This window comes from Acinetobacter sp. AG1 (assembly GCF_001005525.1).
In the GTDB taxonomy this organism is placed as follows: domain Bacteria; phylum Pseudomonadota; class Gammaproteobacteria; order Pseudomonadales; family Moraxellaceae; genus Acinetobacter; species Acinetobacter modestus.
Genome location: NZ_LBMZ01000087.1, coordinates 1 through 26,833, shown reverse-complemented (window position 1 = coordinate 26,833; position 26,833 = coordinate 1). Strand labels below are relative to the sequence as shown.

The following is a 26,833-nucleotide window of genomic DNA, read 5'->3' as shown; positions in this document are numbered from 1 at the left end:
AATAAAACCTATTGAATTTTAATTTAAAAAAAACCATTATGTATCAATATTGTTAATTAATGTAATAATGAGTTAGAAGATGCCTCATTCAGCAATAAAATTCAAAAATGAAAAAGATTACTCATTTTTCTCCCAAACTGAGAATATCGGAAATCAATGTGAATTTATAGAACTTCATTTAGAAAAAATGAGTCATAAATCTACACTTTGGATGGATGCTGCGGTCATTGCAACATTCTCTTTTGGTTTCTTTAATAGCTTAAATAATGAGCTTAAAAATAAAATAATTGATTCATTAATGCTCATCAAAGCGAATCAACTCGAACCAATTCTCTTCCAAAGTTCAAATATAGTTGATGATAAAGGATTCTCACTTCATCACACTTTGATGTATGAATTAAACAATTTAAACGCTATAAAATTTTTATTTAATAAAGATTGGAATATTCATGAATTTAATAGTGCATGCCAAATAATCATGAGAGAATTAACAGCATTTGAAATGAATCTAAGTAATCAAATTTCAAATCTACTAAACAATAATCTAATTTGTAATTTACTTATTTGTTCAGTGGATGTTAACTTCGATACCATTTACACCATTCGTTAATATCAATCATTTGGATTGCTAATGATCTATTGAAATAATTCATTAGCAATTTCATTCACCATATTATTTGTTAAGAAAAAATTAATAACAAATAATATTTGAGATAAACTATTTTTGAAATTAAATTGGGAATTTAATTATCCTTTTTCGAACCAAGCCACATTCGCTCTTTTCATCTCTAAAGCTAATTTTCTGATATGCTACTGAACTAGCTGAATTAGAATTTCATCAGAGGATAAGTGTAATGCTGAGTTGGTTTGAAAAATTAGTTGATCCTTACCCAACGAAAGATTTAAACAAACCATTACCGACTACTTTTTTTGCTTTTGTTTGGCAATCAACGAAAGGGGTCAGACCATTCCTCTTTTTACTTATTGCTTGTACAGCTGCTGCAGCGTGCTTTGAGGCATTATTCTTTTCTTATATTGGTAAACTAGTTGATTGGCTCACTAAAAGTCAGCCTAATACTTTTTTAGAAACCAATCATCAAAATTTAACTATTCTCATAAGTATTTTATTCGCAAATATTTTCTTCGTAAGTTTGCAATCTATTGTCAAACACCAAGTGTTATTTAGTAATTTTCCAATGCGTATGCGCTGGTTATTCCATAATTTATTGTTGCAACAAACCTTAGATTTTTTCCATACCGATTTCGCTGGCCGCTTGTCTGCCAAAGTTATGCAAACCGCATTAGCAGTTCGTGAATTTTGGATGATCCTTGGTGACATGTTGGTTTATGTACTGATTTACTTTATTACGATTAGCTTTGTATTAGGCTCTATTTCGCCTGTTTTGATCGTCCCACTGCTTTTATGGCTTGTCTTATTTATTGCCATTGCTAGTTATTTCATTCCTCGTCTTGGTAAAGTTTCACAACAACAGGCAGATGCACGCGCTGTTATGACTGGACGTGTTACTGATGCTTATACCAATATTCAAACTGTGAAACTGTTTGCGCACGCTGGTCGTGAAAGTCAGTATGCAAAAGAGTCCATGCAAGAGTTTATGGTCACTGTTTATAAACAGATGCGCTTAGGTGTGAAATACCAAATCAGCATTCGTTTACTCAGTGCTTTTCTCTTTATAGGCGTGATTGGTAGTTCTGTTTGGTTATGGACACTAGGACAAGCTGCTATTGGTGTAATCGCAGCAACCACGGCGATGGTTTTAAAGCTCGATAGCCTAGCCGAATTCATCATGTGGCACATCACGATGCTTTTCGAAAATGTTGGTACCATTCAAGATGGTATGAAAACTCTAGGTAAGCCCATCCAGATTCAAGATAAAAAAGATGCAACTGAACTAAAAGTTCAACAGGGTGAAATTCGTTTTGAAGATGTTAGTTTTGCTTATAATCAAAAAAATGTAATTGATCATTTCAATCTTACGATTAAACCTGGCGAGAAAATAGGTATCGTTGGTCGTTCTGGTGCGGGTAAATCTACTCTCATTCAGTTACTTTTGCATTTTTATGATATTAATCAGGGTCGTATCTTAATTGATGGACAAAACATCCATGACGTTACACAGGACAGTTTACGTGCAAATATTGCACTGGTCACACAAGACACCTCTCTATTACATCGTACGGTAGCTGAAAATATCAAATATGGTCGCCCTAATGCGACTGAAGCAGAGATTCAGCTTGCTGTCAAAAAAGCCAAAGCTGAAGAATTTATTCCTCAATTGACTGATCAGAAAGGACGCGTTGGATTTGATGCTTATGTCGGTGAGCGTGGCGTAAAACTTTCTGGCGGCCAACGCCAACGCATTGCTATTTCTAGAGTTTTTTTAAAAGATGCACCTATTCTTATTTTAGACGAAGCAACAAGTGCCCTTGACTCAGAAGTTGAAGCTGCAATTCAAAGCAGTTTAAATGACTTAATGGTTGGCAAAACGGTCATTGCAATTGCACACCGTTTATCTACTATTGCTCAAATGGATCGTCTCATTGTACTTGATCAAGGCAAAATTGCTGAACAAGGTACACATGAGCAGCTTATTGCAAATGATGGCTTGTATGCACAATTATGGAAACGCCAAACAGGTGGTTTTTTAGTTGAGCAGCGAGTAGTGGCTCAGGACACAGAATAATGTTGTATTTAGAAGACTTAAATATTGGAGATCGCTTCATTAGTCGTGACTATGAAATCACGCTTGAAGAAGTGAAACAATTTGCAAGCCAGTATGACCCTCAACCTTTTCATCTAGATGAGCAAGCAGCTGAAAAACATCCTATTTTTCAAGGTTTAGCTGCCAGTGGCTGGCATACCTCAGCAATCACAATGCGTTTATGGACCGAATGTTTTCCCATTGCAGGTGGTTTACTGGGTTCAGAATCTAGTCTTCGTTGGCCTCGCCCTACCCGTGTTGGTGATAAGATTCATGTAGAAATTGAAATTACTGCAATCGTGCCATCTAAAACCAAAACTGATCGCGGTATCGTCAGTTACGTTACGCAAGCTTTGAACCAACATGGCGATGTGCTATTAATATCAACAACCAAAATAATGGTCTTTAGAAAAGCAGCTTAATTTTGGAGATTGGGTGACTCTTTTGTCCAACAATTTTTATGATTGATTATTTTATTTCATGTAAAGATGTTTCAGACTTAAATGTTTAAAAGATATTGGCAAAATTGATGAGCGCCACGGAAAGCACATGAAAACAACTTCAACTCGTCAAGATCAAGGTATACCAGGCGTCTATGGCTTACTGCTATTAGATGTTGTTTCACGCTGGGGATATAGCGATGAAACCTTATTTGCTCCTTTTCATTTAACCAGTGAGCAATTAGCTGACCCAAATTATCGAATTCCTACACCTATTGCGAATGAATTAGTTAAACATTCTTTGCGTTTAACAGGTGAAAGTACATTAGGATTTCACCTAGGTACGCAAATGCGTATTTCTATTCATGGTTTTATTGGTTATGCCATTATGACTGCGCATGACATTACCGATGCAATTGCACTTGCAAGCCGTTTTATTCAATTACGCTTACCTTTTTTACAACTTTACTTTTCTACTTTTGGACCTAAAGCAACCTTACAACTGCAATGTGATATTGAAGTTGAACCATTACGTACTGAAATTATCTTAGGTTTAACGATTGGTATTATGACCATGGCAAAAGCCTTAACAGGAATTGAAGACTTAAAGGGTGAAGTTGATTTAGATTTCCCTGAGCCTACGGGCTTTGATAAATATCGTGATAAATTAACCAGTACAGTACGTTTTAATCAGCCACATTTAATTTCGAGTTTTGATAAAAAATATCTCGGTTTAAAAATGGTGAATGCAGATCCAATTGCCAGCCAAATTGCAATTAATCAGTGTGAAACTGAACTTTCTGCTTTAGGCGAACGTCGTCGCCTTGCAATGCGCGTACGTGATATTTTAACCAATTCAGAACAGCATTATTTAAGCATCGAGAGTGTTGCTGAGCGTCTGCATATGTCAGATCGCACTCTAAAACGTCAGCTAGCAGCTGAAGGTACATCCTTCTCTACTTTAGTAGATGAAGTACGCTATCGTCATGCAACATCTTTACTATCTAGAACAGATTATAGTTTAGAACAAATTGCTGATGAATTAGGGTATTCTGATGTAGCAAATTTTAGCCGTGCATTTAAGCGCTGGAGTGGACGCAGTCCGAGTAACTGGCGTAAAGACCCTTATTTGTAATATTGCAAAGTGCTTCATTTATAAACACTTTTGTTTTAACTAAAAAACCTGTATAAAGCCAAATAAAATGATACGACAGATTGTTTAAGGAGTTGTCATGAATCATCCAGCAGATTTAAAATATGCACGAACACACGAATGGGTAAGAATCGAAGGTGATTTAGTTGTTACTGGAATCAGTGACCATGCTCAGGTGGAGTTAGGTGATTTAGTTTACGTTGAAACACCAGAAGTTGGGAGTCATGTGACTGCAACCGAACAAGCAGGTGTTGTTGAGTCTGTTAAAACTGCATCTGACATCCATGCACCTGTTTCTGGTACTGTCGTTGAAGTGAATGCAGCGCTTGAAGATGATCCAGATTTTGTTAATGAAGAACCGTATGGTAAAGGTTGGATTTATAAAATTAAACCAGACAATATGGCTGATGTTGAAAAGCTCCTTTCACATAGTGAATATGAATCAGGTTTGTAATTTTAAATAAATTCAAACATTAAAAAGCCCAGTTAAGAACTGGGCTTTTTATTTATGCTTAATTAATTAAGCAACATAATCAACCTGAATACCATCTACTTCTGAAACCAAATTCTCAAAAGAGAAAATTTCATCAAGTTGTGCTTGAGTGAGTAATCCGCGTTCTAAAACAACCTCTTGGATGGTTTTATTTTCGGCAATACATTGCTTACCTATTTCATCGCACAATGCATGACCTAATAATGGATCAAGTAAAGTAATAATCCCTACACTACGCATGACTGCATCATGGCATGCTTGTTCATGTGCTTTGATTCCACGCACACATTTTTCATCCAAACTTTGAATCGCATGGGTTAATAGCTCAATTGATTCATTGAGTGAAATTGCAATCACAGGCTCCATGACATTTAACTGTAACTGTCCTGCTTCTGCTGCAAATGTAATCGTAAGATCGTTACCAATCACCTTAAATGCAATCTGATTTACCACTTCTGGAATAACAGGATTTACTTTTGCAGGCATGATTGATGAGCCAGCTTGTAATTCAGGTAATTGGATTTCACCCAAACCAGTACGAGGACCTGAACTTAGCAAACGTAAATCATTGCTAATCTTCGAAAGTTTACATGCAAGACGTTTTAAGGCACTTGATAAAATAATAAAGACGCCGCAATCACTGGTTGCTTCAACATAGTCTTCAGCGCCAACTAAATTTAAACCTGTAATTTGTTTCAAACACGAAACTACTTTTACAGCATAGCCTTTAGGTGAGTTTACACCAGTACCAATTGCGGTTGCGCCTAAATTTACTTCAAGCAACAACTCGCGTGTACGTTTAATCAGACGGACATCTTCTTTTAATAAAGTTGCAAATGCGTGAAATTCTTGCCCAAGTGTCATCGGCACAGCATCTTGGAGTTGAGTTCGCCCCATTTTTAAAATATAGCGAAACTCGATTGCTTTATTCTCAAATGAAGTAATCAATTTATCCATTTGTGTGAATAACGCATCTAGAGAACAATAAGTCGATAAACGAATCGCAGTAGGATACACATCATTCGTTGATTGTGATTTGTTGATATGATCATTCGGGTGAATGATGTCATATTGACCTTTTTGATGACCTAATGATTCAAGTGCGATATTGGCAATGACTTCATTAGTGTTCATATTAATCGACGTTCCTGCCCCACCTTGATAAATATCAATTGGAAATGAGTCTTGCCATTTTTGTGTTTCATTAATTAAATCATCACAAGCTCGCTGAATCGCCAAGCTTTGAGTTTCTGTTAACTTATTAAAACTTAGATTCGCTTGAGCAGATGCTTTCTTCACTTGTGCTAACGCACGAATAAAGTGACTATTTTGTCCAACTTTTTGCGAAGAAATTTTGAAATTTTCAATTGCGCGTAAAGTATGAATTCCGTAATAACAATCCATTGGCACTTCTTTTGCGCCAAGTAAATCATGCTCTAGTCTTATGGTTGCTGCTTGAACCGTGTCCACTTTCCATTTCTCTCAGACAATGCACCCTAATGGTGCAAAGAAATAATATGGAAGATTTCAAATAAATTTTCATTAGCAGAATTGCTTAACATTACGAGCTTTTTATAATGTAATTTCTCTGCATTGTTGCTTTTGTAACAACATGTGTTGTCATTTCATTCTACTTTTCTGTTCAAAAATACCTGTTATTACTATCAATTTTTTGCTACCGCAATAATTTGAAACATGTAGCCTATTTTTAAGCCGCAAATATCTTTCTTTTATTAAAAAAAAAGTGAGCTTTTTTAGATTTAAAAATTAAGATTCATACACTTAATTTAAATTACATAAAATATACAAACAATATACAAAAACAAAACAGTATTTTAAAAATCATTCGTGCTTGAATCTGTGGCCTTATCAGTCTTGTTAGAATAGTGAATCATTTTTGTCTATTCAGATGGGATTGCACAGTTATGGATATGTAAGGACAGGCATCCATTATGAATTTTTCGAATCCCACTGTTGTTGTGTTCGTGGTGTATATTATCGCCATGCTTGGTATCGGTTTATACGCCTATTTTTCTACCAAAAACCTTGATGATTATATTCTTGGAGGACGAAGCCTAGGTAGTTTCGTTACCGCTTTATCTGCGGGTGCATCCGATATGAGTGGCTGGCTACTCATGGGTTTACCTGGGGCAATCTATTTGACAGGCTTATCTGAATCATGGATTGCAATTGGCTTAATCATTGGTGCATGGCTCAACTGGTATCTCGTGGCTGGACGTTTACGCGTTCATACTGAGGTTCAGAATAATGCGCTTACGTTACCAGATTATTTCACTGGTCGTTTTGATGATCAGAAAAAGATCTTACGTGTAACTTCCGCACTGATTATTCTCATCTTTTTCGCGATTTATTGTGCTTCTGGCATGGTAGCTGGTGCACGTCTATTTGAAACTTTGTTCCACTTACCTTATCAAACCGCTTTATGGCTTGGTGCGTTTGCAACAATCGGATATGTTTGTATCGGTGGCTTCTTGGCAATCAGTTGGACAGATACGTTCCAAGCTGGTTTGATGATTTTTGCGTTATTGCTTTTACCTATCGTCACATACATGTCTTTAGGTGTAGGTGTCGAAGAATTTACAGCAATTGTTGAGAGTGCGCGCCCACATGCTTATGATTTTGTTTCAAATTTAAGTATCGTTGGTATTCTTTCAGCAGCTGCTTGGGGCTTGGGTTATTTTGGTCAACCTCACATTCTAGTTCGTTTTATGGCTGCTGATTCTGTTAAATCAATCCCTGCTGCTCGTCGTATCGGTATGACATGGATGATTTTATGCTTGGCAGGTGCAGTTGGTTCTGGTTTTATCGGAATTGCGTATTTCCATCAACATCCTGAATTTGCAGCGGTTGTGACGGCTAACCCTGAAACAGTGTTTATGGAACTCACTAAAATTTTATTCAACCCTTGGGTTGTTGGTGTGATCCTTGCTGCAATTTTATCAGCAGTCATGAGTACCTTAAGTTGTCAGTTATTGGTATGTTCAAGCGCATTAACTGAAGATTTATACAAAGGCTTGATCCGGAAAAATGCAACTCAAAAAGAGTTAGTTTGGATTGGTCGAGCAATGGTACTTGCAGTTGCAATGTTAGCTCTTGCTTTAGCCCAAAACCCTGATAGTAAAGTACTTGGCTTAGTTTCTTATGCTTGGGCTGGCTTCGGTGCTGCTTTCGGTCCATTGATTATCATGTCATTGTTCTGGAAACGTATGACGCTAAACGGTGCTTTGGCGGGTATGGTTATCGGTGCAGTTACAGTGATTGTTTGGAAAAATTTATTTGCTAGTACTGGTATTTATGAAATTATTCCTGGTTTCATTTTTGCCTTGATCAGTATTGTTGTGGTGAGCTTACTTGGTAAAGCACCTAACGCAACTGTGACTGGTCGTTTTGAACAAGCAGATGAAATCTATACGAGAGAAATGAAATAAGATTTCTGAGTAAAATTTAAGGGGGCTTTCGAGCCCCTTTGTTTTATTTGATCTTTTATTAAAATTTGGTTCTTGATTTAATTTTTATTTTAGAGCTGTCTTTTACAACCTGCATCACAGGATAACTACGCGTTTCTTTCACTCCAGGAAGTTGCCATAAAATTTGCCCCGCAATACGACGAAACTCCTCCATCCCTGCGCTACGCAATTTGATCAAAAAGTCAAAGCCACCACTCACCATATGACATTCAACAATCTCCGGATATTGTGTCACTGCATCAATGAAATCCTCGAGTACATTCGGGGTGGTTTTATCTAAGAGCACCTCAACAAACACAAGAAAACTGGCATTTAACTTATTCGGATTGAGTTTTGCCTCATATCCCAAGATAAATTCATCTTTCGTCAACTTTTGCACACGGGCCATGACAGCAGTCGGTGAAAGGTTCACTAATTCCGCCAATTTACTGTTGGAAATTCTTCCATCTGTTTGAAGAATATCCAGAATTTTCAGATCGGTACGATCTAATGTATAAATAGGGCCATTCAACTGAATTTTCCTCTAAAAAATAGGTAAATTATAGTGAGTTACTCGGGTTTTATTCTGTAATCATAAATTATCTAAACCTCTCTACTCAATATGTTCTAGAGATTGTTATTGGAATTTAGTATGAATACATTGGATACTCCCGCACAAATGGACACAGCTCACACAGACGGTTATATCACCGAATTTAAAGAAAAAAGTGAGTTTGAGCAACGCATTAATACAGCTTGGCGACGTGCTGAGCCTGAAGCGGTTAAACAACTTGCAGAAGCAGCAGATATTTCTCCTGATCTTGATCAAAAAATTTATGAATTAGCATTCAGTCTTGCACATAATTTACGTGAACGAAAAAGCTCGGCTGGAAAAGCAGGTATTGTTCAAGGTTTACTCCAAGAGTTCTCACTTTCTTCACAAGAAGGTGTGGCATTGATGTGTTTGGCAGAAGCATTACTTCGTATTCCAGATACGGCAACACGTGATTTATTAATTCGTGACAAGATCAACCAAGGCAACTGGAAAGAGCATTTAGGTCAAAGTAACCTGATGTTCGTAAATGCCGCTGCTTGGGGTTTAATGCTTACTGGCAAGTTAATGGAAACACCTAAACAAACCAGTTTATCAAGTATTTTAACAGGTCTTCTCGCTCGCAGTGGACGTGGCATTATTCGTAAAGCGGTTGATGTCGCGATGCGTATGATGGGTGAGCAATTCGTTACGGGTGAAACCATCGAAGAAGCACTTGAGCATGCAAAACCATTTGAACACAAAGGTTTCCGCTATTCATACGATATGTTGGGTGAAGCTGCGCTAACTGACCATGATGCTGAGCGTTATTATAACGATTACACTCAAGCGATTCACGCCATTGGTAAAGCATCAAACGGGCGTGGTGTTTATGAAGGTCCTGGTATCTCGATTAAACTCTCTGCTTTGCACCCACGTTACCAACGTGCGCAAATTGATCGTGTACATCATGAGCTTTACAACAAAGTTTTCGAACTTGCATGCTTAGCAAAACAATATGACATCGGCTTAAACATCGATGCTGAAGAATCTGAACGTTTAGAAATTTCACTCGAATTGCTTGAGCGTTTATGTTTCGAACCAAAACTTGCGAATTGGAAAGGCATTGGTTTCGTTATTCAGGCGTATCAAAAACGTTGTTTCTACGTGGTTGATTATATCGTTGATCTTGCAAAACGCAGTAACAAACGCCTCATGATCCGTTTGGTGAAAGGTGCATATTGGGATAGCGAAATCAAGAAAGCGCAAATTGACGGCATGACTGACTACCCTGTGTTTACTCGTAAAGTTCACACTGATTTGTCATACATTGCTTGTGCGAAGAAGCTCCTTGCTGCACCAGATCAAGTGTACCCGCAATTTGCAACGCACAATGCACAATCACTTGCAACGATTTATACACTTGCAGACCCAATCAAATATTATCCAGGTCAATATGAGTTCCAATGCCTACACGGTATGGGCGAACCTTTGTATGAGCAAGTTGTAGGTTCAAAAGCAGACAATAAACTTGGTGTGCCATGCCGCGTTTATGCGCCAGTGGGTAACCATGAAACTTTATTGGCTTATTTAGTCCGTCGTTTACTTGAAAATGGTGCAAATACCTCATTCGTAAACCGTATTGCAGACAAGACCCTAAAAGTTGAAGACTTGATTCAGTCTCCAATCAAAGATATTCAAACTGCTGCTAAAGATGAAGGTCAGATTGGCTTAAAACACCCTGCGATCCCGCTTCCACATAATCTTTACCCATTACGTCCAAACTCAAATGGTTTTGATCTCAATAACGATCAACCATTGGCAGACTTGGATGCGACTGCACAAAAATTACGTAGCCAGATTTGGAAAAGTGCACCTTTACTTGGTTTTGAATCAACAGTTCATGACGAAAGTAATGCACTTGCAATTACAAACCCAGCTCAAAACAGCGAAGCGGTTGGTTATGTGAATGAAGCGACTAGTGCTGATGTGCAACTGGCACTAGAAGCAGCGGTTCAAGCTGAACAAAGCTGGGCTGCAACAGATAAAGTTGAACGCGCTGCATGTTTAAAACGTGCCGCTGACTTGATGGAATCGCGCATCCAAGAATTGATGGTATTACTTTGCCGTGAAAGTGGTAAAACCTATGCCAATGCGATTGCCGAAGTACGTGAAGCTGTAGATTTCTTGCGTTACTACGCCACTCAAATCGAAGCTTTACCGGTAAATGCACAAGTAAAACCATTGGGTACCGTATTGTGTATTAGCCCATGGAACTTCCCGCTTGCGATTTTCTCTGGTCAGATTGCAGCTGCATTAGTCAGTGGTAACTGTGTTATAGCCAAACCTGCGGAACAAACACCATTGATCGCAGCGCAAGCCGTTCAAATGCTTTGGGAAGCTGGTGTGCCACAGGGCGTTGTTCAACTTCTGCCAGGTCGTGGTGAAACTGTTGGCGCTCAACTTAGCCAAGACGATCGCATTCAAGGCATTATGTTCACTGGTTCGACCGAAGTTGCAAAAATCTTGCAAAAAACTGTGGCAAAACGTTTATCTCCAAATGGTCAACCGATTCCGTTAATTGCGGAAACAGGTGGTCAAAATGCGATGATCGTCGATTCTTCTGCACTTACTGAGCAGGTCGTATTGGATGTTGTAAGCTCTGCGTTTGACAGTGCTGGTCAACGTTGTTCTGCACTTCGTATCTTATGTGTACAAGAAGATAGTGCTGCAACTGTGATTAAAATGTTGAAAGGTGCCATGCAACAGTTGATCGTAGGTAACCCTGCAATCTTAAAAACTGACATTGGTCCTGTCATCGATACTGAAGCGAAACAAACTATTGATACGCACATTCAAAAGATGAAATCTAAGGGCTACCCTGTTCATCAATTAATGTTTAACGATGCAATGAGTCAGCAAGCACTTGCACAAGGTACATTTGTTCCGCCAACAGCGATTGAATTACCAAATCTTGATGACTTAGAGCGCGAAGTTTTTGGTCCTGTTTTGCATATCATCACTTATAAGTATGGTGAGCTTGAGCAATTGATCGACCGTATCAATGCTAAAGGCTATGGCCTAACAATGGGTTTACATACACGTATCGATGAAACCATCAATACAGTGATCCAACGTGCTGAGGTGGGTAACTTATATATCAACCGAAACATCGTTGGTGCTGTGGTTGGCGTTCAACCATTTGGTGGTGAAGGCCTATCTGGTACTGGTCCTAAAGCTGGTGGTCCACTGTATATGTACCGCTTAATGGAACATTGTTCAGAGAAAGTTTTAGCAACACCTTTTGCGGTTAAAGCTGAAATCTCTCAGTTTGATGCTGTATCAAATGTTGCTTACCAGAACTTGTTGACTTGGGCTAAACAAAATATGCCTCACGCAATTCCGACAATTCCAGCATTTGGTGTTGGTAAGTTCTACGAGTTGCAAGGCCCAACAGGTGAAAGCAATCAATATATTATCTTGCCTCGTCATCGTGTGCTTTCTATCGCAGATGATGAAGCGAGCCAGTTACAACAGTTACTAGCGATTTTCGCAGTAAGCAGTACTGCTGCTGTAACTAAAGATAATGCTTTCTTCGCCAAACATCAGAAATCTTTACCAAAAGATGTGTTATCTGCAATCACAGTAATATCAAACATTGAAAAAGATGCTTTTGATGCTGTTTTACACCATGGTTCAGTTAATCAATTAAGTGAACTACAAACTAAAATTGCGAACCGTTCTGGAGCAATCGTGGGCATTACTCATCTCAAGAAAGATGAGCAGATTCCTTTAGAACGTCTAGTCATTGAACGCGCTATTAGCGTAAATACTGCTGCTGCCGGTGGTAATGCGAGTTTAATGACTTTATCTGAAGACTAATTTAAGTCTTCAATCTCCCAGCCCGAATCATGTTTACATGGTTCGGGTTTTTATTTAAAAAGAATCACTCGGATTCCCATATTTTTCCCTTTGCCACTCAAAGGTTATACCAAGCTTTTCCCTAGCAAGATCAATAATAACTCCTGCTTCCCACTCAAATGTATTTTGCCCATTAGATGAGAATTTTTGGCAAAGTGTTGCTCCTACTGGATCATTCTCCGAGATTAATTCTGCAATCCATGCACCCGAGTTATAAAAATCATATCGAGAAATTACATAATCATAAAAATCTAAAACCTGAATCCACATTCTATTAGGAATATATCTCATAAATAAATCCATTTTTTGACCATCTAATGATGCTACAAAATCATCCACGACATCTATTAGAGTTGATTGACCTCGTATTAACATACTCTTCTTTACCATTTTAAAGTTCGAAACCCATCTAAAGTATAGAAATAGATAAGCTCAATCTAATTATTAATTCAAATGCTATATTTTTGGCACATTATTACATTGTCCGAATATTGCTGAAAACTTGCTTTAGATTATAAAAACTCATCTATTTAGCAAAATGAATAGCGATTTTTTAAATCCAACAACTCAATTTACTCATATTTTTATATGAGGCATAGAATAATTACTACCGGCACAATTTGAACATCACTAAATAATGACTTTAACCACACACTCATCTTATTTTTTGATACCATTCTCGTTTAGATTTCACCTGTAGTTTTCTTTTTTATGACTGTATCCTACCAACAGCAACTTCAAGAGAAAGTTGAACGCATTACCACACAATTTGCACCGTTCAATCCCCCAGCTTTAGAAGTGTTTCAATCACCTGAACAACATTTCCGTATGCGTGCAGAATTTCGTATCTGGCATACCGAAGATGATTTGTTCTATGCCATGTTTGAACGTGCTGAAGATGGAAAACAAAAAGAAGTTATCCGCGTGGATGTGTTTCCGATTGCGGATCAAAGCATCAATGACTTGATGCCACGTCTATTAGATGAATTAAAAGCAGTTCCTATTTTATCACAACGTGTTTTTGAAGCAGACTTTCTCTCAACCCTAAGTGGAGAGATGTTGGTCACCCTGATTTACCACCGTAAATTAGATGCTGAATGGGAAACAGCAGCTAAAGCATTAGCTGAAAAACTGAATATTAAAATCATGGGTCGTAGCCGTGGCCAAAAAGTGATTATTGGTGACGACTACGTGGTTGAACAACTCAATGTTCATGGTCGCACTTTTAAATACAAACAAATTGAAAGTAGCTTTACACAACCCAATGCACAAGTGTGCCAACATATGTTGGAGTGGGCATGTGATGCTGCTGAAAGCTCTGAGAAAGACCTATTAGAATTGTACTGTGGTAATGGTAACTTTACTCTACCACTCTCTTTGAAATTTCAACGGGTACTTGCAACTGAACTTGCCAAATCTTCAGTCTACGCAGCGCAATGGAATATTGAGCAAAACCAGATTGAGAATATTCAGGTGGCGCGTTTATCTGCCGAAGAGTTTACTCAGGCGTATCAAGGCGAACGTGAGTTTAGACGATTACAGGAAGCTGAAATCGACATTCAGAGCTATGACTTTGACACGGTATTTGTTGACCCACCACGTGCGGGGATTGATGATGAAACCTTGAAGTTACTACAAGGCTTTGAGCGTATTCTCTATATCTCATGTAACCCAGATACCTTACATGACAACTTAAAAACCTTAGCTCAAACACATCGCATTATAAAATTTGCTATGTTCGATCAATTCCCTTTTACTCATCATGTGGAATCTGGTGTATTGCTCGAAAAGATTTAAACAAATTATTGCAAAGTAACCATTAAAAATAGAGAGTTTCCATAACTCTCTATTTTTATTTAAAGTTTTTATTAGAAAAAATGATGTTTTTCAAAGATCAAGTCATTCAACCGTCATAATTTCGTTGGAAACAAAAAGAATCATCGAAAAAACTGAAGTTCAACTGCTGCTTTTATCACTTAAGCTGACTTGTATTTTATTTTAAAGTGATTATATTTCGATCTATGTTAGGTTGTATATGAAGGCTCTATGAGTTTTTGGCAGAAATTGTTTAATGCAGATCAGCAATATAATGAACACAAGAACCAAACCTCTTGCGTTGAAAATGATTGTTCTTGCAAATCAAATGAACAACTACTGGATGCTTTAGTCAAAGCGACAGATGAAGATGTGATTAAAGGTATAAAGAAAGTCCTCATTTCCCGAGGCTATAGCCGCAAAGAGCTTCTTGCACTTATCAAGACGCCAATTCAATAAAAATAAACGCTTCTCATCTTCTAATGCATAGAAGATGAGAAGTTGATTAATTACAATTCTCTTGAGCAATTTCACCAACGATTGGACCTAAATTAAAAGTCTTGTCATGACGTTTAGTTTCGGATGAATATAAACTTGAAATTGAACCATCCAAATATAACGCATTATCAATTTTTAAACTTTGCTTAAAAAATTGTGCGAACTGATAAAAATTGACCCGTTGTTGTGAAATTACAAAGTACAACTGATTATTTCTAACGCCTACTCCATTTCTTATTTTTAGAGAATTTGAATCTGCTACAAATTGGCTATTTACTTGGCCTTTATAAACCAACATTGGTCCAGACTGCGTAGCAAACCGTGGTTTAAATCTTATGGATTTATAATCTGTCGTTGTTTTAATTACAGCATATTTATCATTCCATGCAAGCACCCCATTTGGTTGCATAAAAAAATTACCAAATCCTTGCGCTTCATTGAGTTCAACAAATTCTTTACCCTCTTCAACATATAAACCGACAGGTTGAAAATCAGGGTGATACATACCTGCGTTCATAGCAAAACTTAACTGTTCACATGTTGGAAGCATTTTTTGAATATGAGCAAATTTTTGATAATAACGAGCATTCTTTGGATCTTTTAGGAAAAGTCTGAGTTGCTGTAAATGGTCTACTTTAATTACATCGTATGAAATATTGTCTACTTTAATTATTTGATGCTGCATAGCATAAACATGAGACATACAAATACTGACCAATGAGGCTATAAACCATTTTTTTAGCATAATTTAATATTGTTCAAATCGACTAACCTCATTGTCCCACAATGTATTTCAACATAAAAAGAATAGATACAATCTCCAAACATAATCGTATAAATGAGTCTTGAAATACACTCGATAGATTCATATTTTTTGATTAAAATACATCTGTAAATACAATAGTCTTGTATGAGTATGCAGCAAACACAACGACATTTCCCTCTCGGTGCACACCTAATTGTTAAACACTTTGGCTATAGTCATCACGGTATTTATGCAGGTCGTGGACGAGTTATTCATTATTCAGGTTTTACCCATATTTTTAAAAAACGTCCAATTGAGATGACCTCAATTCAGCGCTTCGCTCGGGGAAAACCGATTTATACGAGAAATTATAATTCCCCTCGTTACAAGGCGAAAGCGATCGTTCGTCGTATGCGCTCGCGTATGCATGAAAATCATTACCATTTGATTATCAATAATTGCGAACACTTATGTACATGGGCGATTACTGGAATTGAATCGAGTATTCAGGTAGAACGTATGCAACGGCGTTTAGCAACGATTGGTTATATTAGTTCGATCATGAGTTATATGAATAGCATCATGTTAACGATTGCGACAGCTTGTTTTGCCCTCGTTTTATATATCAAAATGATGCTACGTCGGCAGGCAAAAAGATCAGTTCCTGCATATTTATCATTGAAGGATAAATACAATAAAAATAAGCGTATTTAGTTTCCTAATTTGCTTATAGATTTAATCAACCTGTTGTTTGTTCCATAGTTCATATAAATCATGGTTATGATTTGGTTTTACTTGAATAAAAGTAAATTCTTGCTGACTTTCAGGTGGTACTCGTAATATCTGAGCAATATGTTCAGTAGACAAACCAAATGGCTCTGCATCTTGATTAGAAAATGCATAAAATACACAATTAATTCCCGCCATACGCATTGCAGCTAGACACATTGGACAAGGTTGCCCACTCGCGTAAACAACACAGTTTTCAAGATTTGGACTGGCTAGAGCTTTTCCTGCTTCACGTAATGCTGATAATTCTGCGTGTGCAGTAGGATCGTTGGTGAGTTTAATTTGATTCACACCCGTAGCAATCACTTTGCCATCTTTTACAATCACTGCCCCAAAAGGACGACCACCTGATTTTGCATTTTCTAATGCTAGATCTACGGCTTTCTGTATAAACTTTTGATCATCCATCTTTGGCCTATCCTAATAATCAAATTCAAGTGATACGTTTCAATGCCTTTATTATAAATTAATCAATAAAATCAAAACAATCATGGTCTTCAGCTTATTGAAAATCAAGCAAATTTCACATAAATATTTACTTTTCTTTTAATCAATTATATATTTCCCATATAAATTTCTTATCCAATCTACATTGAGGATTTTATGTTGGAGATAGCAGTAATCTGATAACCATATTTCAATCGCACATTGAAATGGGTTATCAACGCGAATTTTCGGGCTAAAAGCCTAGCTTTGCTTTTGATTACTTATATCTGGATTCCAACATGAACCTATCCAAGTCTGAACAAAGGACTTTACACGTCTTAGCAAAAGGCGGAAAAATCGTAAAACTCAAAAATGAATCAGGACAACTCATCGCTGTAGAATGTTATAGCCGTGAAGGTTTTGTATTATCTGATTGCACACTCGATGTTTTTCGAAAACTTAAAAAGAAAAGATTGATCAAATCACAGGAAGGTCAACCCTATCAAATCAACTTGAATGGGCTTAGAAACGTACGACCTCAACTCGACAATCAATAAACATCGATTCCCCATCACCTGATGAAGTCTAAAAATCATTTTCTTCATCAGTAATTTTAAAAAATCTTAGGTAATTAAAAATGAATATTTTAATCCGTGATGAACAAAACACTGACATCCAAGCAATTTTTGATTTAACACAAAAAACTTTTAATGATGTAGAGCATTCTAGCCACACAGAGCAATTTATTGTCAATGCGCTTCGTGAATCCAAACAACTTACTGTCTCTTTAGTTGCTGAAACTCAGGGGAAAGTCATTGGTCATATTGCATTTTCACCTGTCTCTATTTCCGATGGTACGACAAACTGGTATGGCTTAGGTCCTATTTCCATTCTTCCTGAATATCAAGGAAAAGGTATAGGCTCTAAACTTATGAAAGAAGGTTTGAATAGGATCAAGACACTGAATGCAAAAGGATGCGTATTACTCGGTGATCCTAATTATTATGGAAAATTTGGGTTTAAGGCTTATGCTAGATTGATCTTAGCAGGTGTTCCAGCAGAGTATTTTCAAATTCTTGCTTTTACCGACTACATACCAAATGGCTATGTCATCTATTCAGATGCATTTAATGCAACAACATAATAGTTATAAAAAATCGTATCTGATTTACGCCTAAAAAATTTAAAATCTCACGCCATAGATAGCGTGAGATTTTTTAATAAATAATTGATTTATTAAATATTACTTCGCAGCAGTTGCTTCAGTCGTAATATTCACAGTGATCTTGTCTCCAACATTTGGAACATAGTTACCGATACCAAATGCAGAGCGGTTGAAGCTTGTTGTTGCATTGAAACCAATCGCAGGTACTTTCGCCATTGGATGCTCGCCTTGTTTATTCAGCACAGCATCCAATACCACAGGCTTAGTCACACCTTTAACGGTTAAATCACCTGTAATTTTGAAGTGTTTCTTGTCTTTGGTTTCTACTTTAGTACTTTTAAAAGTAATGTTTGGATATTTCGCAGCATTAAACCAAGCTTCTTCTTGGAATTCTTTATCCAAAGCAACAACATTGGTATTTACGCTGCTTAAAGGGATCGTCACTTCTACAGATGAATTTGCAGGTTTTGCATTATCAACTTTAATTGTACCTTGAATATCAGTGAAGTTTGCACTCGGTGTAGAGAAACCAAAGTGATTCCAGCTAAATACTGTTGCTGTATGTGTTGGATCGATTTTATAGTCTACTGGCGCAGCTAATGTTACAGAACTTGCGATAGCAGCAGCTAATCCGAGGCTTAATGTTTTAAATGACATTTTTCGTATCCTTGTTTGATATATGCAATAGTTTATAGATCAAGTATTTTTATTCATTATTCTTTATAAAACGATATGTTTCATCCGTGCAACAATAAAAGCGTTACAGCACATATCAAACACAATTATCATAAGACCATTAAGTAGTGGACAATTGATTTTATAGGTAACATGATCAATTGGTATATTTTCATCTAGTTTTTAAAGATAAATAACAAGGTAAAACATGACACATACAGCACAAGCACTCAGTACATCTACACCTTATCGCGTTTCGTTGACGGATTCTTCGGGTCATACTTGGTATGCAGATGAACCTGCAGATAAAGGCGGTCAAGATACAGCACCTAACCCAGTTCAGCTTTTACTGTCGGCTTTAGGTGCATGTACGACCATTACTCTAGAAATGTATGCCAATCATAAAGGGATTAAACTTGAGCATGTGCAGGTCGATTTAGCTTTAAATCCCAATGCTGAACCTGAAGCAGGTCAAAACAATATTGAACGTAAAATTATCTTAAAAGGTGAATTTACCGAAGATCAGCACAAACGATTACTCAAAGTAGCTGAAAGCTGTCCTGTACATAAATTATTAACGTCGAATATTTCAATTCAGAGTGAATTAAATATCGGATGAGAGACCTATTACACTAAATTTCAATTACATCCGTATACCATTCCAATGAGCCACTCATAGAAACCATTATCGCCGAATTCACCATTTCGATGAATTCGGCAGGAATGTATGAATACAAGATTTCCCCATCAAAATAAATCCATAATTCTGGTGGTGGAGTATCGCATCCATCGATAAAACCACTTGTTTCACCTTCACCCAAACTATCAAACATGGTTAAATGAACATGGAAAGCTAAAATTTTCCCTTCTAATTTTAATAATGATTTATTTATATCTAGTTTAAGTCTATTTTGAATTACTTTATCAAAATAGGAACGTAATCGAGATGAATAGTTATCAACTCTCTTTTTATGCTCCTTTATCTTTGAACTTTCGTGGAGAAAACGAATCAAAAAACCATATTCAGCATGTTGCCAAAATCTTTTATCTACGTTCAAATTAAAAAAGTATAAAGATTTGACATTATTTAATATGTCAACAAAAGAATTAAGTTCGAATTCTTTTTCCATCACGATATCCCAATCTATTAAATTTCAATAAAGAAGCACTGATCAGCATAAATGTTTATTAAAAGTAGCGGGAATTGCCCGATTCATAAGTTGTTAACGTCGAATATTTCGATTCAGAGTAAGTTGAGTATAGGTTTAATCTAAGCTGAATATTTGTAAGAACTTTATAGCCAACCCTCATTTCGTGCAACATCTAAAGCATCAGATCGAAGTCGCTCTAATTCCTCATAATTACGATCATCCAATTTTGGTTTTACTTTTTCAAACTTTTCTTTAAGTAAATTCAAACTTCTCATCAGCATTACAAAAATTAGTTTTTGACGACCTAAATCATCTGTTGTATTAAATACTCTAGGATCTATCTTTAAACGAAAATCCATACTTCTTTTTTTTACAGAATATTTGACTCGCTCACCAAAATCATTTGGTCCCATCATTACCGTAATACAATCCCAACTATCTAAAGGGAAATCATATGACTTATTTTTTAACTCTTTCTTAAGTATTTCTTCCACATAATTTCGAGCTAATTGTAATCGAGTAAGTTGCTCTTCATTTAATACCTCTTTACTTGATTCACTACTCATCCATATTTGCATATTAAGCCCTTATTGATTCCATTTAATCATCATAAAAAAAGCGCCCTACTCAGGACGCTTTTTTATACCACTTAATTTGATTAAGCAGTCAATTCTTTAACCGCAGTTACAACTGCTTCAGTAGTGATACCGAAGAATTGGAACAAATCTTTTGCTGGAGCAGATTCACCATAAGTAGTCATACCGATCACTTTGCCGTCTAAACCAACAAACTTCCACCAATAATCCACATGAGCAGCTTCAACCGCTACACGCGCACGGATATGTGCAGGTAATACAGCTTCACGATATGCAGCATCTTGCTTCATAAACTCTTCAGCACATGGCATAGACACAACACGCACACCTTCAAGCTGCGCATATGCTTCCATTGCCAATGAAACTTCTGAACCTGTTGCGATGATGATTGCCTTCAATTCACCTTTTTCTTCAGCAAGTACATAACCACCTTTTGCAACGTTTTGAATTTGAGCTTCATTACGTGCTTGGAATGGCAAGTTTTGACGAGAGAAAATTAATGCGGTTGGACCATCTTTACGTTGTAGCGCAGATTTCCAAGAAATTGCAGCTTCAACTGTATCGCATGGACGCCAAGTATTTAAGTTTGGCGTACCGCGTAACGATGCAATTTGTTCGATTGGTTGATGCGTAGGACCATCTTCACCTAAACCGATCGAATCATGTGTATAAACATGAATCACACGTTGCTTCATCAATGCTGACATACGTACAGCATTACGTGCATATTCCATAAACATTAAGAATGTTGCAACGTAAGGAACAAAACCACCGTGTAAAGCTACACCATTTGCGATTGCGGTCATACCGAATTCACGAACGCCGTAATACACGTAGTTACCCGCTGGGTTTTCTTGTACGCCTTGGCAACCTTTCCAAAGTGTTAAGTTAGAGCCAGCCAAGTCAGCAGAACCACCTAATAATTCAGGGAGTAATGGACCGAATGCCTGTAAAGTATTTTGGCTTGCTTTACGAGTTGCAATCGTTTCTGCTTTTGCATTGGTTTCAGCAATAAATGCATCAGCTTGTGCTGCAAATTCAGCAGGTAAATCACCATTGATACGACGTAACAATTCAGCCGCTTCAGTTGGATATTTTGCTTGGTATTGAGCAAATAATTCATTCCAAGCTGTTTCAGATGTTTGACCTTTTGCTTTTGCATCCCAAGCTGCATAAACATCTTCAGGAATAACAAATGCGTCTTCTTTCCAGCCTAATGCTTCACGTGTTAAAGCAATTTCGTCTTTGCCCAATGGCGCACCGTGGCAATCTTCTTTACCTTGTTTGTTTGGTGAACCCAAACCAATAATCGTTTTACAGATAATAATTGTTGGCTTATTGCTTTCAGCTTTCGCTTCAACAGTTGCTTGACGAATCACATCAGCATCATGACCATCTACGCGAAGCACTTGCCAACCATAGGCTTTGAAACGTTGTTCAGTATCGTCACTGAACCAACCTTCGACTTCACCATCAATCGAAATACCGTTGTCGTCATAGTACGCAATCAGCTTACCTAGACCTAAAGTACCTGCAAGTGAACATACTTCGTGAGAAATACCTTCCATCAAGCAGCCATCACCCAAGAAACAGTAAGTGAAGTGATCAACAACGTTTAAACCATCTTTGTTAAATTGCGCAGCTAAAGTTCTTTCAGCTAAAGCAAAACCAACAGCATTCGCAATACCTTGACCCAATGGACCTGTTGTGGTTTCGATACCAGGTGCGTAACCTAATTCTGGATGACCTGGAGTTTTAGAGTGTAATTGACGGAACTGTTTTAAATCTTCAATAGATAATTCATAACCCGTCAAATGCAATAACGCATATTGCAACATTGAGCCATGACCATTCGATAATACGAAACGGTCACGGTTCGCCCATTGAGGGTTACTTGGGTTATGATTTAAAAATTCGCGCCAAACTACGTCAGCGATATCTGCCATCCCCATTGGAGCACCAGGATGCCCTGAGTTTGCTTGTTGCACAGCATCCATAGCCAAGACACGAATTGCATTTGCAATACGACGTTCATTTAAAGGGGTTGTCATAAGTCAGAATCCGATTAAATCAAATAAGATGAGAGAAGATGAGAAATCATCTTTCAAAAACTGCGACTATTGTCTTAAAAAAACAAGATGGGGTAAAGTGCAATACACGATATTTCTTATATTTTGATCATTCAAATACAATTCTTTATATAAATGCTCACCATCTAAACAACCACTAAAATGCATTCATTCCAATATGAAAATTTACAATTCAGAAAAACTTTATTAATTAAAGTATTAATATTAGTTTTACTGATACACATATCAATAAAAACACAATGAAAATGAAATAAATTCATGCATTTTAGTCAGCTTATGCTAGTCCTATCCGCCAAGTCGATGTAACATACTCTGTCTTTTTGAAAATAACCATGATAGGACGTTCATGCGCGAGTATGCTGTTTTTACTTCAGAATCTGTAAGCGAAGGTCATCCAGACAAAATGGCTGACCAAATTAGTGATGCTATTTTAGATGCAATCCTAAAAGAAGACCCGTATGCGCGTGTCGCTTGTGAAACATTAGTAAAAACAGGTGCGGTTGTTCTTGCTGGTGAAATTACAACGACAGCAAATGTCGACTTTGAAGCAATTGTGCGTCAAACCGTAAATGGTATTGGCTATCATCACTCTGATTTAGGTTTTGATGGATCAACTTGTGCCGTCATCAATATGATCGGTAAACAATCTCCAGAGATTGCTCAAGGTGTTGATCGCCAAAAGCCAGAAGATCAAGGTGCTGGCGACCAAGGCTTAATGTTTGGTTATGCAAGTCGTGAAACTGATGTACTCATGCCTGCCCCAATTTCTTATGCACACCGTTTGATGGAGCGTCAGGCTGAATTACGCCGTTCAGGTGCTTTGCCTTGGTTACGCCCGGATGCGAAGAGCCAAGTAACATTTGCTTATGAAAATGGTATGCCAGTTCGTCTAGATGCTGTGGTACTTTCAACTCAGCACGATCCTGAAATTAGTCAAGCTAACTTGAAAGAAGCTGTGATTGAAGAAATCGTAAAACCGATTATTCCTGCTGAAATGTTCCATGCAGGTACAAAATTCCATATCAATCCAACAGGTATGTTTGTGATTGGTGGTCCAGTTGGTGACTGTGGTCTAACTGGTCGTAAGATTATTGTCGATACTTATGGTGGTATGGCACGTCATGGTGGCGGTGCTTTCTCTGGTAAAGATCCATCAAAAGTTGACCGTTCTGCAGCCTATGCAGGTCGTTATGTTGCAAAAAATATTGTTGCAGCCGGCTTAGCAGATAAATGTGAAATCCAAGTCAGTTATGCAATTGGCGTTGCTGAACCAACTTCGATTTCAATCAATACTTTCAATACAGGTAAAGTATCAGACGAATTAATCATTCAATTGGTTCGTGAGCATTTTGATTTACGTCCATACGGTATCACTCGTATGCTGAACCTAATTCAGCCAATGTATAAGCAAACAGCTGCTTATGGTCATTTTGGTCGTGAAGGTTCAGATTCTGCATTTACTTGGGAAAAGACAGATAAGGTTGAAGTTCTTAAAGATGCTGCGGGACTATAAGTTTATCGCTCATAAAAAAGTTCGCAAATTGCGAACTTTTTTATTTATTATTATTTATTAGATTCAGCACTATCTTGTTTAAACATTTCAAATAAAGAACTTGTCTGAGTTGGTTGATCTTCCTCATGATGTAATGAATATACATGTACCATCTTAATTACAACTACAACTACAAAACATGCAGCCACACAGAACATCCATAAACCATAAGGACTTCTAATATGCTGAGAACCACAATAAGGGCATTCCTTATCTGTTGAAGCGACTACCTTGTCACAACATGCGCAATGATATTGATATAACATCATTCCTCCTTCCACTTACTATTTTTTATTTTCTTTTTACAACAATTTCTTTCGTCACACTTTTATCCTATGAGAAAAAAAATCAGAATTCAATCTAGTTTTAAAGGCAATTCATTCAAATTAACAATTCTCTTGGATACATTGTAAAGAAGATATACAAAGCTAGATTCAACTAACGCTCAGTATTATTTTGATCTTTCACATAATTTGTTAAAATATATCTTTCAAATCATAGATGACATCAATATGGCTCAATTGATCAATAAAGGTGGATTTCGTGAACGAGCTAATCGAAGTCGTTCATATAAACAATCTGAAAATGAAATAACAAATCTTCCTCCTACACACTATCAACCTCAGAGCAAAGAACAACAAACACCAGACAAAATAGAATCTAAACAAGAGCAAAGTATAAAAAATGAAACATAAAAAAGCACATCAACTAGGATGTGCTTTTTAAGCGTATCAACAACTAATTAACATCTTTGAATTCAATCTTCTTTTGATCAGGTTTAACTTCTCTCGCTTCGCCATCAATAATGGTTGAGTCACGATATTGACCACCACCTTGTTGTTGATTCTGCATGTCCTGCATTTGACGCATGAGATCAGCAAATGGATTCTGACCAGCAGCATTACCACCCATTCCACCCATCATTTGATCCATCATCGCCTGTTGACGCTTTGCCATTGCTTTCATCAACATATTTCTAAACGCTGTTTGAATTGCAGGAATTAAAACCAATACAGCCAATACATCAGAAATTAAACCAGGAATCATTAACAAGAAACCCGACATTGCAATTGCTAATTTCTTAGTAACAGCAGGATCAGCTCCAAGTTGACCTGTCATCTGCATTTGTTGCAATTGCGGCATAATATTAGATGTACTAGAACGAACGAGATTCAAACCCACGAAAAAAGTTATAACAAACCAAAAGAATACGTACCACATACTCCCAACAAGGTCGCCCACGCCGATCCATACTAATATCTCAGCAATTGCGCCAAACACGACGATAAGAAGTAGATTCATGTCAAAGTTTCGTCTATCTCAAAAATTAGGAAATAAATACAGTGATTATACTTTTGGTCAAAGCCAAAACGAAAAATATTACTGCAATATTATAATTGATGGGTACAAAAGTAGATTTATCAAGGTCTATCTTTCATTTAGATGAGAAAAGCTTTCAAATTGGTAGATACCAACTTGAAAGCAAGAACTTATTTCATCAATTAACCACAATTTGCACTAAGAATTTTTTTAGATTGCGGATCAATCGTTACCGTCACTCGATTTTCACGGTAATCCATCGTGACTGGTTGATTTGGTCTTACACTGCGCACAATTTCGGACTTGGTTTTTTGCTTAATTTGCTGTTCGGTTAAACCAGACTGCCCTACAAGTTTTTGTGCTTCATCAGCAACACATTTACTTTGATTTGCACGGAAAAAAGCCCATTCCTCAATCACCTGCCCATTAGGTAATTTACAATATCCAGCCTGACCATTTGCCTCATTACGAATCTCAAGCTGGCCTCCTTGTTCAACGCAGTATTGGCTTGCAGGATTTGCCATACCAATCTTAGGTGGAGTAATATCTTTGCTGGGTGTTGAAGAACACGCTGTTAACGAAGTAATTGCTAAAGCTAAAAATAGAATTTTTTTCATAATTTGAAATCTTGCAAAAATTTAAAGATAACAAATAAATCAAAATATTATGTCTATTATTTGAAACAAAACCCCAATCTCACATCAACAATAAATAATAGATAAGTCTATAAACTATCGGTTTTTTGTCATTTGATAGGCTTCCTGAGCAATCGCCAATCCAGCTTTTTTAGCAGCATCAGATTCTTTCGCACCACTCGTTTTCTCTTGCATACGTTCCTTAGGTGTATTTGGACTATAGGCTTGCGGAATATTTAGCTTACTTCCTATTCCACTGCAAGGTTTTGCTTGATAAGTGACGGCACTTTTTATCGTACATTTGTAAATTTCCCCAGCAACAACCGTATTAGTAACAACCATTAAAAGTATTAAAACTAAATTTTTATTCATTTATAAGCCCCCAAAATTCAAAATTATTGAATAATGATATATTCAACACGAATAGCCTCATCAATCAAATACTGATCCTTAATCACATAGAAATAAGGTTTGTGTTCAAGCCACTCATCGATTGCTAAAATGGCATTTGTATACCCAGTCAGAGCTGAGAAATCTTTTATTTCAATGGCATCCATAGGCTTACCCTTTTTTCTTAAGCCTAGCATAGAGTGAATATTTAGATATAGTTTAAAACTCAATCTTAATAGTCATTTTTATTGATGTTA

Annotated in this window: 29 protein-coding genes and 1 pseudogene; 16 read left to right on the top strand and 14 right to left on the bottom strand. The window is 37.0% G+C overall.

The window, feature by feature from the left end; genetic code table 11:
* Positions 1–79: 79 nt before the first annotated feature.
* The 5 genes from AAV96_RS03115 (at position 80) to gcvH (ending at position 4,770) form a co-directional block, all read left to right on the top strand.
* Positions 80–610, top strand: a complete 531-nt coding sequence (locus tag AAV96_RS03115) for a hypothetical protein (RefSeq protein WP_046738284.1) — start codon at positions 80–82, stop codon at positions 608–610.
* A gap of 244 nt (positions 611–854) precedes the next feature.
* On the top strand, positions 855–2,705 hold the full coding sequence (locus AAV96_RS03110; protein WP_046738283.1) for an ABC transporter ATP-binding protein: 1,851 nt from the start codon (positions 855–857) through the stop codon (positions 2,703–2,705).
* On the top strand, positions 2,705–3,145 hold the full coding sequence (locus tag AAV96_RS03105) for a MaoC family dehydratase (RefSeq protein WP_005216523.1): 441 nt from the start codon (positions 2,705–2,707) through the stop codon (positions 3,143–3,145). The genes AAV96_RS03110 and AAV96_RS03105 overlap by 1 nt, the downstream gene beginning before the upstream one ends.
* 127 nt (positions 3,146–3,272) lie before the next feature.
* Positions 3,273–4,298, top strand: a complete 1,026-nt coding sequence (locus tag AAV96_RS03100) for an AraC family transcriptional regulator (protein ID WP_004662449.1) — start codon at positions 3,273–3,275, stop codon at positions 4,296–4,298.
* Between the two features lie 97 nt (positions 4,299–4,395).
* On the top strand, positions 4,396–4,770 hold the full coding sequence (gcvH, locus tag AAV96_RS03095) for a glycine cleavage system protein GcvH (RefSeq protein WP_005216524.1): 375 nt from the start codon (positions 4,396–4,398) through the stop codon (positions 4,768–4,770).
* A 66-nt stretch (positions 4,771–4,836) separates the two neighbouring features.
* On the opposite strand, the gene aspA is transcribed toward gcvH, so the two are convergent.
* On the bottom strand, positions 4,837–6,279 hold the full coding sequence (gene aspA, locus AAV96_RS03090; RefSeq protein WP_046738282.1) for an aspartate ammonia-lyase: 1,443 nt from the start codon (positions 6,277–6,279) through the stop codon (positions 4,837–4,839).
* 482 nt (positions 6,280–6,761) lie between these two features.
* Between aspA and putP the strand changes: the two genes are divergently transcribed.
* Positions 6,762–8,258: a sodium/proline symporter PutP gene (putP, locus tag AAV96_RS03085; protein WP_005216526.1), complete on the top strand. Its 1,497-nt coding sequence runs from the start codon at positions 6,762–6,764 to the stop codon at positions 8,256–8,258.
* A 58-nt stretch (positions 8,259–8,316) separates the two neighbouring features.
* Here the strand turns inward: putP and AAV96_RS03080 are convergent, their stop codons facing one another.
* Complete coding sequence (locus AAV96_RS03080) at positions 8,317–8,808, bottom strand: Lrp/AsnC ligand binding domain-containing protein (RefSeq protein WP_004662457.1); 492 nt, start codon at positions 8,806–8,808, stop codon at positions 8,317–8,319.
* A gap of 120 nt (positions 8,809–8,928) precedes the next feature.
* On the opposite strand from AAV96_RS03080, the gene putA reads away from it, so the two are divergent.
* On the top strand, positions 8,929–12,690 hold the full coding sequence (putA, locus tag AAV96_RS03075; protein WP_046738281.1) for a trifunctional transcriptional regulator/proline dehydrogenase/L-glutamate gamma-semialdehyde dehydrogenase: 3,762 nt from the start codon (positions 8,929–8,931) through the stop codon (positions 12,688–12,690).
* 54 nt (positions 12,691–12,744) lie between these two features.
* Here the strand turns inward: putA and AAV96_RS03070 are convergent, their stop codons facing one another.
* Positions 12,745–13,104 carry a hypothetical protein gene (locus AAV96_RS03070; protein ID WP_155857121.1) on the bottom strand — a complete coding sequence of 120 codons (360 nt, stop codon included), beginning with the start codon at positions 13,102–13,104 and terminating at the stop codon, positions 12,745–12,747.
* 336 nt (positions 13,105–13,440) lie between these two features.
* Between AAV96_RS03070 and trmA the strand changes: the two genes are divergently transcribed.
* Both trmA and AAV96_RS03060 read left to right on the top strand, forming a co-directional pair.
* Positions 13,441–14,526, top strand: a complete 1,086-nt coding sequence (gene trmA, locus AAV96_RS03065; RefSeq protein WP_046738279.1) for a tRNA (uridine(54)-C5)-methyltransferase TrmA — start codon at positions 13,441–13,443, stop codon at positions 14,524–14,526.
* A gap of 249 nt (positions 14,527–14,775) precedes the next feature.
* On the top strand, positions 14,776–15,003 hold the full coding sequence (locus AAV96_RS03060; RefSeq protein WP_004661846.1) for a hypothetical protein: 228 nt from the start codon (positions 14,776–14,778) through the stop codon (positions 15,001–15,003).
* 46 nt (positions 15,004–15,049) lie between these two features.
* Here AAV96_RS03060 and AAV96_RS03055 read toward each other — a convergent pair whose 3' ends face one another.
* Positions 15,050–15,787: a phosphodiester glycosidase family protein gene (locus tag AAV96_RS03055; RefSeq protein ID WP_046738278.1), complete on the bottom strand. Its 738-nt coding sequence runs from the start codon at positions 15,785–15,787 to the stop codon at positions 15,050–15,052.
* 171 nt (positions 15,788–15,958) lie between these two features.
* Between AAV96_RS03055 and AAV96_RS03050 the strand changes: the two genes are divergently transcribed.
* Positions 15,959–16,501, top strand: coding sequence for a lecithin retinol acyltransferase family protein (locus AAV96_RS03050; protein ID WP_046738277.1), 543 nt, complete (start codon positions 15,959–15,961; stop codon positions 16,499–16,501).
* 21 nt (positions 16,502–16,522) lie between these two features.
* On the opposite strand, the gene AAV96_RS03045 is transcribed toward AAV96_RS03050, so the two are convergent.
* Positions 16,523–16,984: a nucleoside deaminase gene (locus tag AAV96_RS03045; protein ID WP_046738276.1), complete on the bottom strand. Its 462-nt coding sequence runs from the start codon at positions 16,982–16,984 to the stop codon at positions 16,523–16,525.
* Between the two features lie 317 nt (positions 16,985–17,301).
* On the opposite strand from AAV96_RS03045, the gene AAV96_RS03040 reads away from it, so the two are divergent.
* The gene (locus AAV96_RS03040) at positions 17,302–17,559 is read left to right on the top strand and encodes a YjhX family toxin (protein ID WP_004915387.1); all 258 of its coding nucleotides are present in this window, start codon (positions 17,302–17,304) and stop codon (positions 17,557–17,559) included.
* A gap of 80 nt (positions 17,560–17,639) precedes the next feature.
* The gene (locus AAV96_RS03035; protein ID WP_046738275.1) at positions 17,640–18,146 is read left to right on the top strand and encodes a GNAT family N-acetyltransferase; all 507 of its coding nucleotides are present in this window, start codon (positions 17,640–17,642) and stop codon (positions 18,144–18,146) included.
* 99 nt (positions 18,147–18,245) lie between these two features.
* Here AAV96_RS03035 and AAV96_RS03030 read toward each other — a convergent pair whose 3' ends face one another.
* Positions 18,246–18,824: a YceI family protein gene (locus AAV96_RS03030; protein ID WP_046738274.1), complete on the bottom strand. Its 579-nt coding sequence runs from the start codon at positions 18,822–18,824 to the stop codon at positions 18,246–18,248.
* A gap of 226 nt (positions 18,825–19,050) precedes the next feature.
* Here AAV96_RS03030 and AAV96_RS03025 point away from each other — a divergent pair, with 226 nt between their 5' ends.
* A complete protein-coding gene (locus AAV96_RS03025; protein WP_046738273.1) occupies positions 19,051–19,461 on the top strand; it encodes an OsmC family protein in 411 nt (136 codons plus the stop codon).
* A 13-nt stretch (positions 19,462–19,474) separates the two neighbouring features.
* On the opposite strand, the gene AAV96_RS03020 is transcribed toward AAV96_RS03025, so the two are convergent.
* Entirely contained in the window at positions 19,475–19,972 is a 498-nt protein-coding gene (locus AAV96_RS03020) for a hypothetical protein (RefSeq protein WP_046738272.1), read from the bottom strand.
* Between the two features lie 40 nt (positions 19,973–20,012).
* Between AAV96_RS03020 and AAV96_RS18545 the strand changes: the two are divergent.
* A pseudogene (locus AAV96_RS18545) lies at positions 20,013–20,116 on the top strand (OsmC family peroxiredoxin); the annotation flags it as partial.
* A 20-nt stretch (positions 20,117–20,136) separates the two neighbouring features.
* Here the strand turns inward: AAV96_RS18545 and AAV96_RS03015 are convergent.
* Positions 20,137–20,559, bottom strand: a complete 423-nt coding sequence (locus AAV96_RS03015; protein WP_227505820.1) for an Imm44 family immunity protein — start codon at positions 20,557–20,559, stop codon at positions 20,137–20,139.
* Between the two features lie 92 nt (positions 20,560–20,651).
* On the bottom strand, positions 20,652–22,640 hold the full coding sequence (tkt, locus tag AAV96_RS03010; RefSeq protein ID WP_046738270.1) for a transketolase: 1,989 nt from the start codon (positions 22,638–22,640) through the stop codon (positions 20,652–20,654).
* A 385-nt stretch (positions 22,641–23,025) separates the two neighbouring features.
* Between tkt and metK the strand changes: the two genes are divergently transcribed.
* Positions 23,026–24,192 (top strand): methionine adenosyltransferase, encoded by a 1,167-nt coding sequence (gene metK / locus AAV96_RS03005; RefSeq protein ID WP_004661829.1) that lies wholly within the window; start codon positions 23,026–23,028, stop codon positions 24,190–24,192.
* A 50-nt stretch (positions 24,193–24,242) separates the two neighbouring features.
* On the opposite strand, the gene AAV96_RS03000 is transcribed toward metK, so the two are convergent.
* Positions 24,243–24,500 (bottom strand): hypothetical protein, encoded by a 258-nt coding sequence (locus tag AAV96_RS03000; protein ID WP_046738269.1) that lies wholly within the window; start codon positions 24,498–24,500, stop codon positions 24,243–24,245.
* A gap of 243 nt (positions 24,501–24,743) precedes the next feature.
* Here AAV96_RS03000 and AAV96_RS02995 point away from each other — a divergent pair, with 243 nt between their 5' ends.
* The gene (locus AAV96_RS02995) at positions 24,744–24,926 is read left to right on the top strand and encodes a hypothetical protein (protein ID WP_046738268.1); all 183 of its coding nucleotides are present in this window, start codon (positions 24,744–24,746) and stop codon (positions 24,924–24,926) included.
* Between the two features lie 43 nt (positions 24,927–24,969).
* On the opposite strand, the gene AAV96_RS02990 is transcribed toward AAV96_RS02995, so the two are convergent.
* From AAV96_RS02990 to AAV96_RS18215, 4 genes are all read right to left on the bottom strand, one after another.
* On the bottom strand, positions 24,970–25,533 hold the full coding sequence (locus AAV96_RS02990; RefSeq protein ID WP_046738267.1) for an FxsA family protein: 564 nt from the start codon (positions 25,531–25,533) through the stop codon (positions 24,970–24,972).
* Between the two features lie 200 nt (positions 25,534–25,733).
* Positions 25,734–26,168 (bottom strand): I78 family peptidase inhibitor, encoded by a 435-nt coding sequence (locus AAV96_RS02985; RefSeq protein ID WP_046738266.1) that lies wholly within the window; start codon positions 26,166–26,168, stop codon positions 25,734–25,736.
* A 114-nt stretch (positions 26,169–26,282) separates the two neighbouring features.
* Positions 26,283–26,558, bottom strand: a complete 276-nt coding sequence (locus tag AAV96_RS02980; protein WP_046738265.1) for a hypothetical protein — start codon at positions 26,556–26,558, stop codon at positions 26,283–26,285.
* Between the two features lie 23 nt (positions 26,559–26,581).
* Complete coding sequence (locus tag AAV96_RS18215; RefSeq protein ID WP_005159687.1) at positions 26,582–26,743, bottom strand: hypothetical protein; 162 nt, start codon at positions 26,741–26,743, stop codon at positions 26,582–26,584.
* Positions 26,744–26,833: the final 90 nt, after the last annotated feature.

Bases quoted from the DNA above. Each gene is read 5' to 3' on its own strand.
- AAV96_RS03050 (WP_046738277.1), top strand. From the start codon at position 15,959: ATGCAGCAAACACAACGACATTTCCCTCTCGGTGCACACCTAATTGTT.
- gcvH (WP_005216524.1), top strand. From the start codon at position 4,396: ATGAATCATCCAGCAGATTTAAAATATGCACGAACACACGAATGGGTA.
- AAV96_RS03035 (WP_046738275.1), top strand. From the start codon at position 17,640: ATGAATATTTTAATCCGTGATGAACAAAACACTGACATCCAAGCAATT.
- AAV96_RS03055 (WP_046738278.1), bottom strand. From the start codon at position 15,787: ATGCTAAAAAAATGGTTTATAGCCTCATTGGTCAGTATTTGTATGTCT.
- AAV96_RS02995 (WP_046738268.1), top strand. From the start codon at position 24,744: ATGGCTCAATTGATCAATAAAGGTGGATTTCGTGAACGAGCTAATCGA.
- AAV96_RS03015 (WP_227505820.1), bottom strand. From the start codon at position 20,559: ATGAGTAGTGAATCAAGTAAAGAGGTATTAAATGAAGAGCAACTTACT.
- putA (WP_046738281.1), top strand. From the start codon at position 8,929: ATGAATACATTGGATACTCCCGCACAAATGGACACAGCTCACACAGAC.
- AAV96_RS03025 (WP_046738273.1), top strand. From the start codon at position 19,051: ATGACACATACAGCACAAGCACTCAGTACATCTACACCTTATCGCGTT.
- metK (WP_004661829.1), top strand. From the start codon at position 23,026: ATGCGCGAGTATGCTGTTTTTACTTCAGAATCTGTAAGCGAAGGTCAT.
- AAV96_RS02980 (WP_046738265.1), bottom strand. From the start codon at position 26,558: ATGAATAAAAATTTAGTTTTAATACTTTTAATGGTTGTTACTAATACG.
- trmA (WP_046738279.1), top strand. From the start codon at position 13,441: ATGACTGTATCCTACCAACAGCAACTTCAAGAGAAAGTTGAACGCATT.
- AAV96_RS03040 (WP_004915387.1), top strand. From the start codon at position 17,302: ATGAACCTATCCAAGTCTGAACAAAGGACTTTACACGTCTTAGCAAAA.
- AAV96_RS03105 (WP_005216523.1), top strand. From the start codon at position 2,705: ATGTTGTATTTAGAAGACTTAAATATTGGAGATCGCTTCATTAGTCGT.
- putP (WP_005216526.1), top strand. From the start codon at position 6,762: ATGAATTTTTCGAATCCCACTGTTGTTGTGTTCGTGGTGTATATTATC.
- AAV96_RS03100 (WP_004662449.1), top strand. From the start codon at position 3,273: ATGAAAACAACTTCAACTCGTCAAGATCAAGGTATACCAGGCGTCTAT.
- AAV96_RS03020 (WP_046738272.1), bottom strand. From the start codon at position 19,972: ATGGAAAAAGAATTCGAACTTAATTCTTTTGTTGACATATTAAATAAT.
- AAV96_RS03000 (WP_046738269.1), bottom strand. From the start codon at position 24,500: ATGATGTTATATCAATATCATTGCGCATGTTGTGACAAGGTAGTCGCT.
- AAV96_RS03115 (WP_046738284.1), top strand. From the start codon at position 80: ATGCCTCATTCAGCAATAAAATTCAAAAATGAAAAAGATTACTCATTT.
- AAV96_RS03030 (WP_046738274.1), bottom strand. From the start codon at position 18,824: ATGTCATTTAAAACATTAAGCCTCGGATTAGCTGCTGCTATCGCAAGT.
- AAV96_RS03045 (WP_046738276.1), bottom strand. From the start codon at position 16,984: ATGGATGATCAAAAGTTTATACAGAAAGCCGTAGATCTAGCATTAGAA.
- AAV96_RS18215 (WP_005159687.1), bottom strand. From the start codon at position 26,743: ATGGATGCCATTGAAATAAAAGATTTCTCAGCTCTGACTGGGTATACA.
- AAV96_RS03110 (WP_046738283.1), top strand. From the start codon at position 855: ATGCTGAGTTGGTTTGAAAAATTAGTTGATCCTTACCCAACGAAAGAT.
- tkt (WP_046738270.1), bottom strand. From the start codon at position 22,640: ATGACAACCCCTTTAAATGAACGTCGTATTGCAAATGCAATTCGTGTC.
- AAV96_RS03060 (WP_004661846.1), top strand. From the start codon at position 14,776: ATGAGTTTTTGGCAGAAATTGTTTAATGCAGATCAGCAATATAATGAA.
- AAV96_RS02985 (WP_046738266.1), bottom strand. From the start codon at position 26,168: ATGAAAAAAATTCTATTTTTAGCTTTAGCAATTACTTCGTTAACAGCG.
- AAV96_RS03070 (WP_155857121.1), bottom strand. From the start codon at position 13,104: ATGTTAATACGAGGTCAATCAACTCTAATAGATGTCGTGGATGATTTT.
- AAV96_RS02990 (WP_046738267.1), bottom strand. From the start codon at position 25,533: ATGAATCTACTTCTTATCGTCGTGTTTGGCGCAATTGCTGAGATATTA.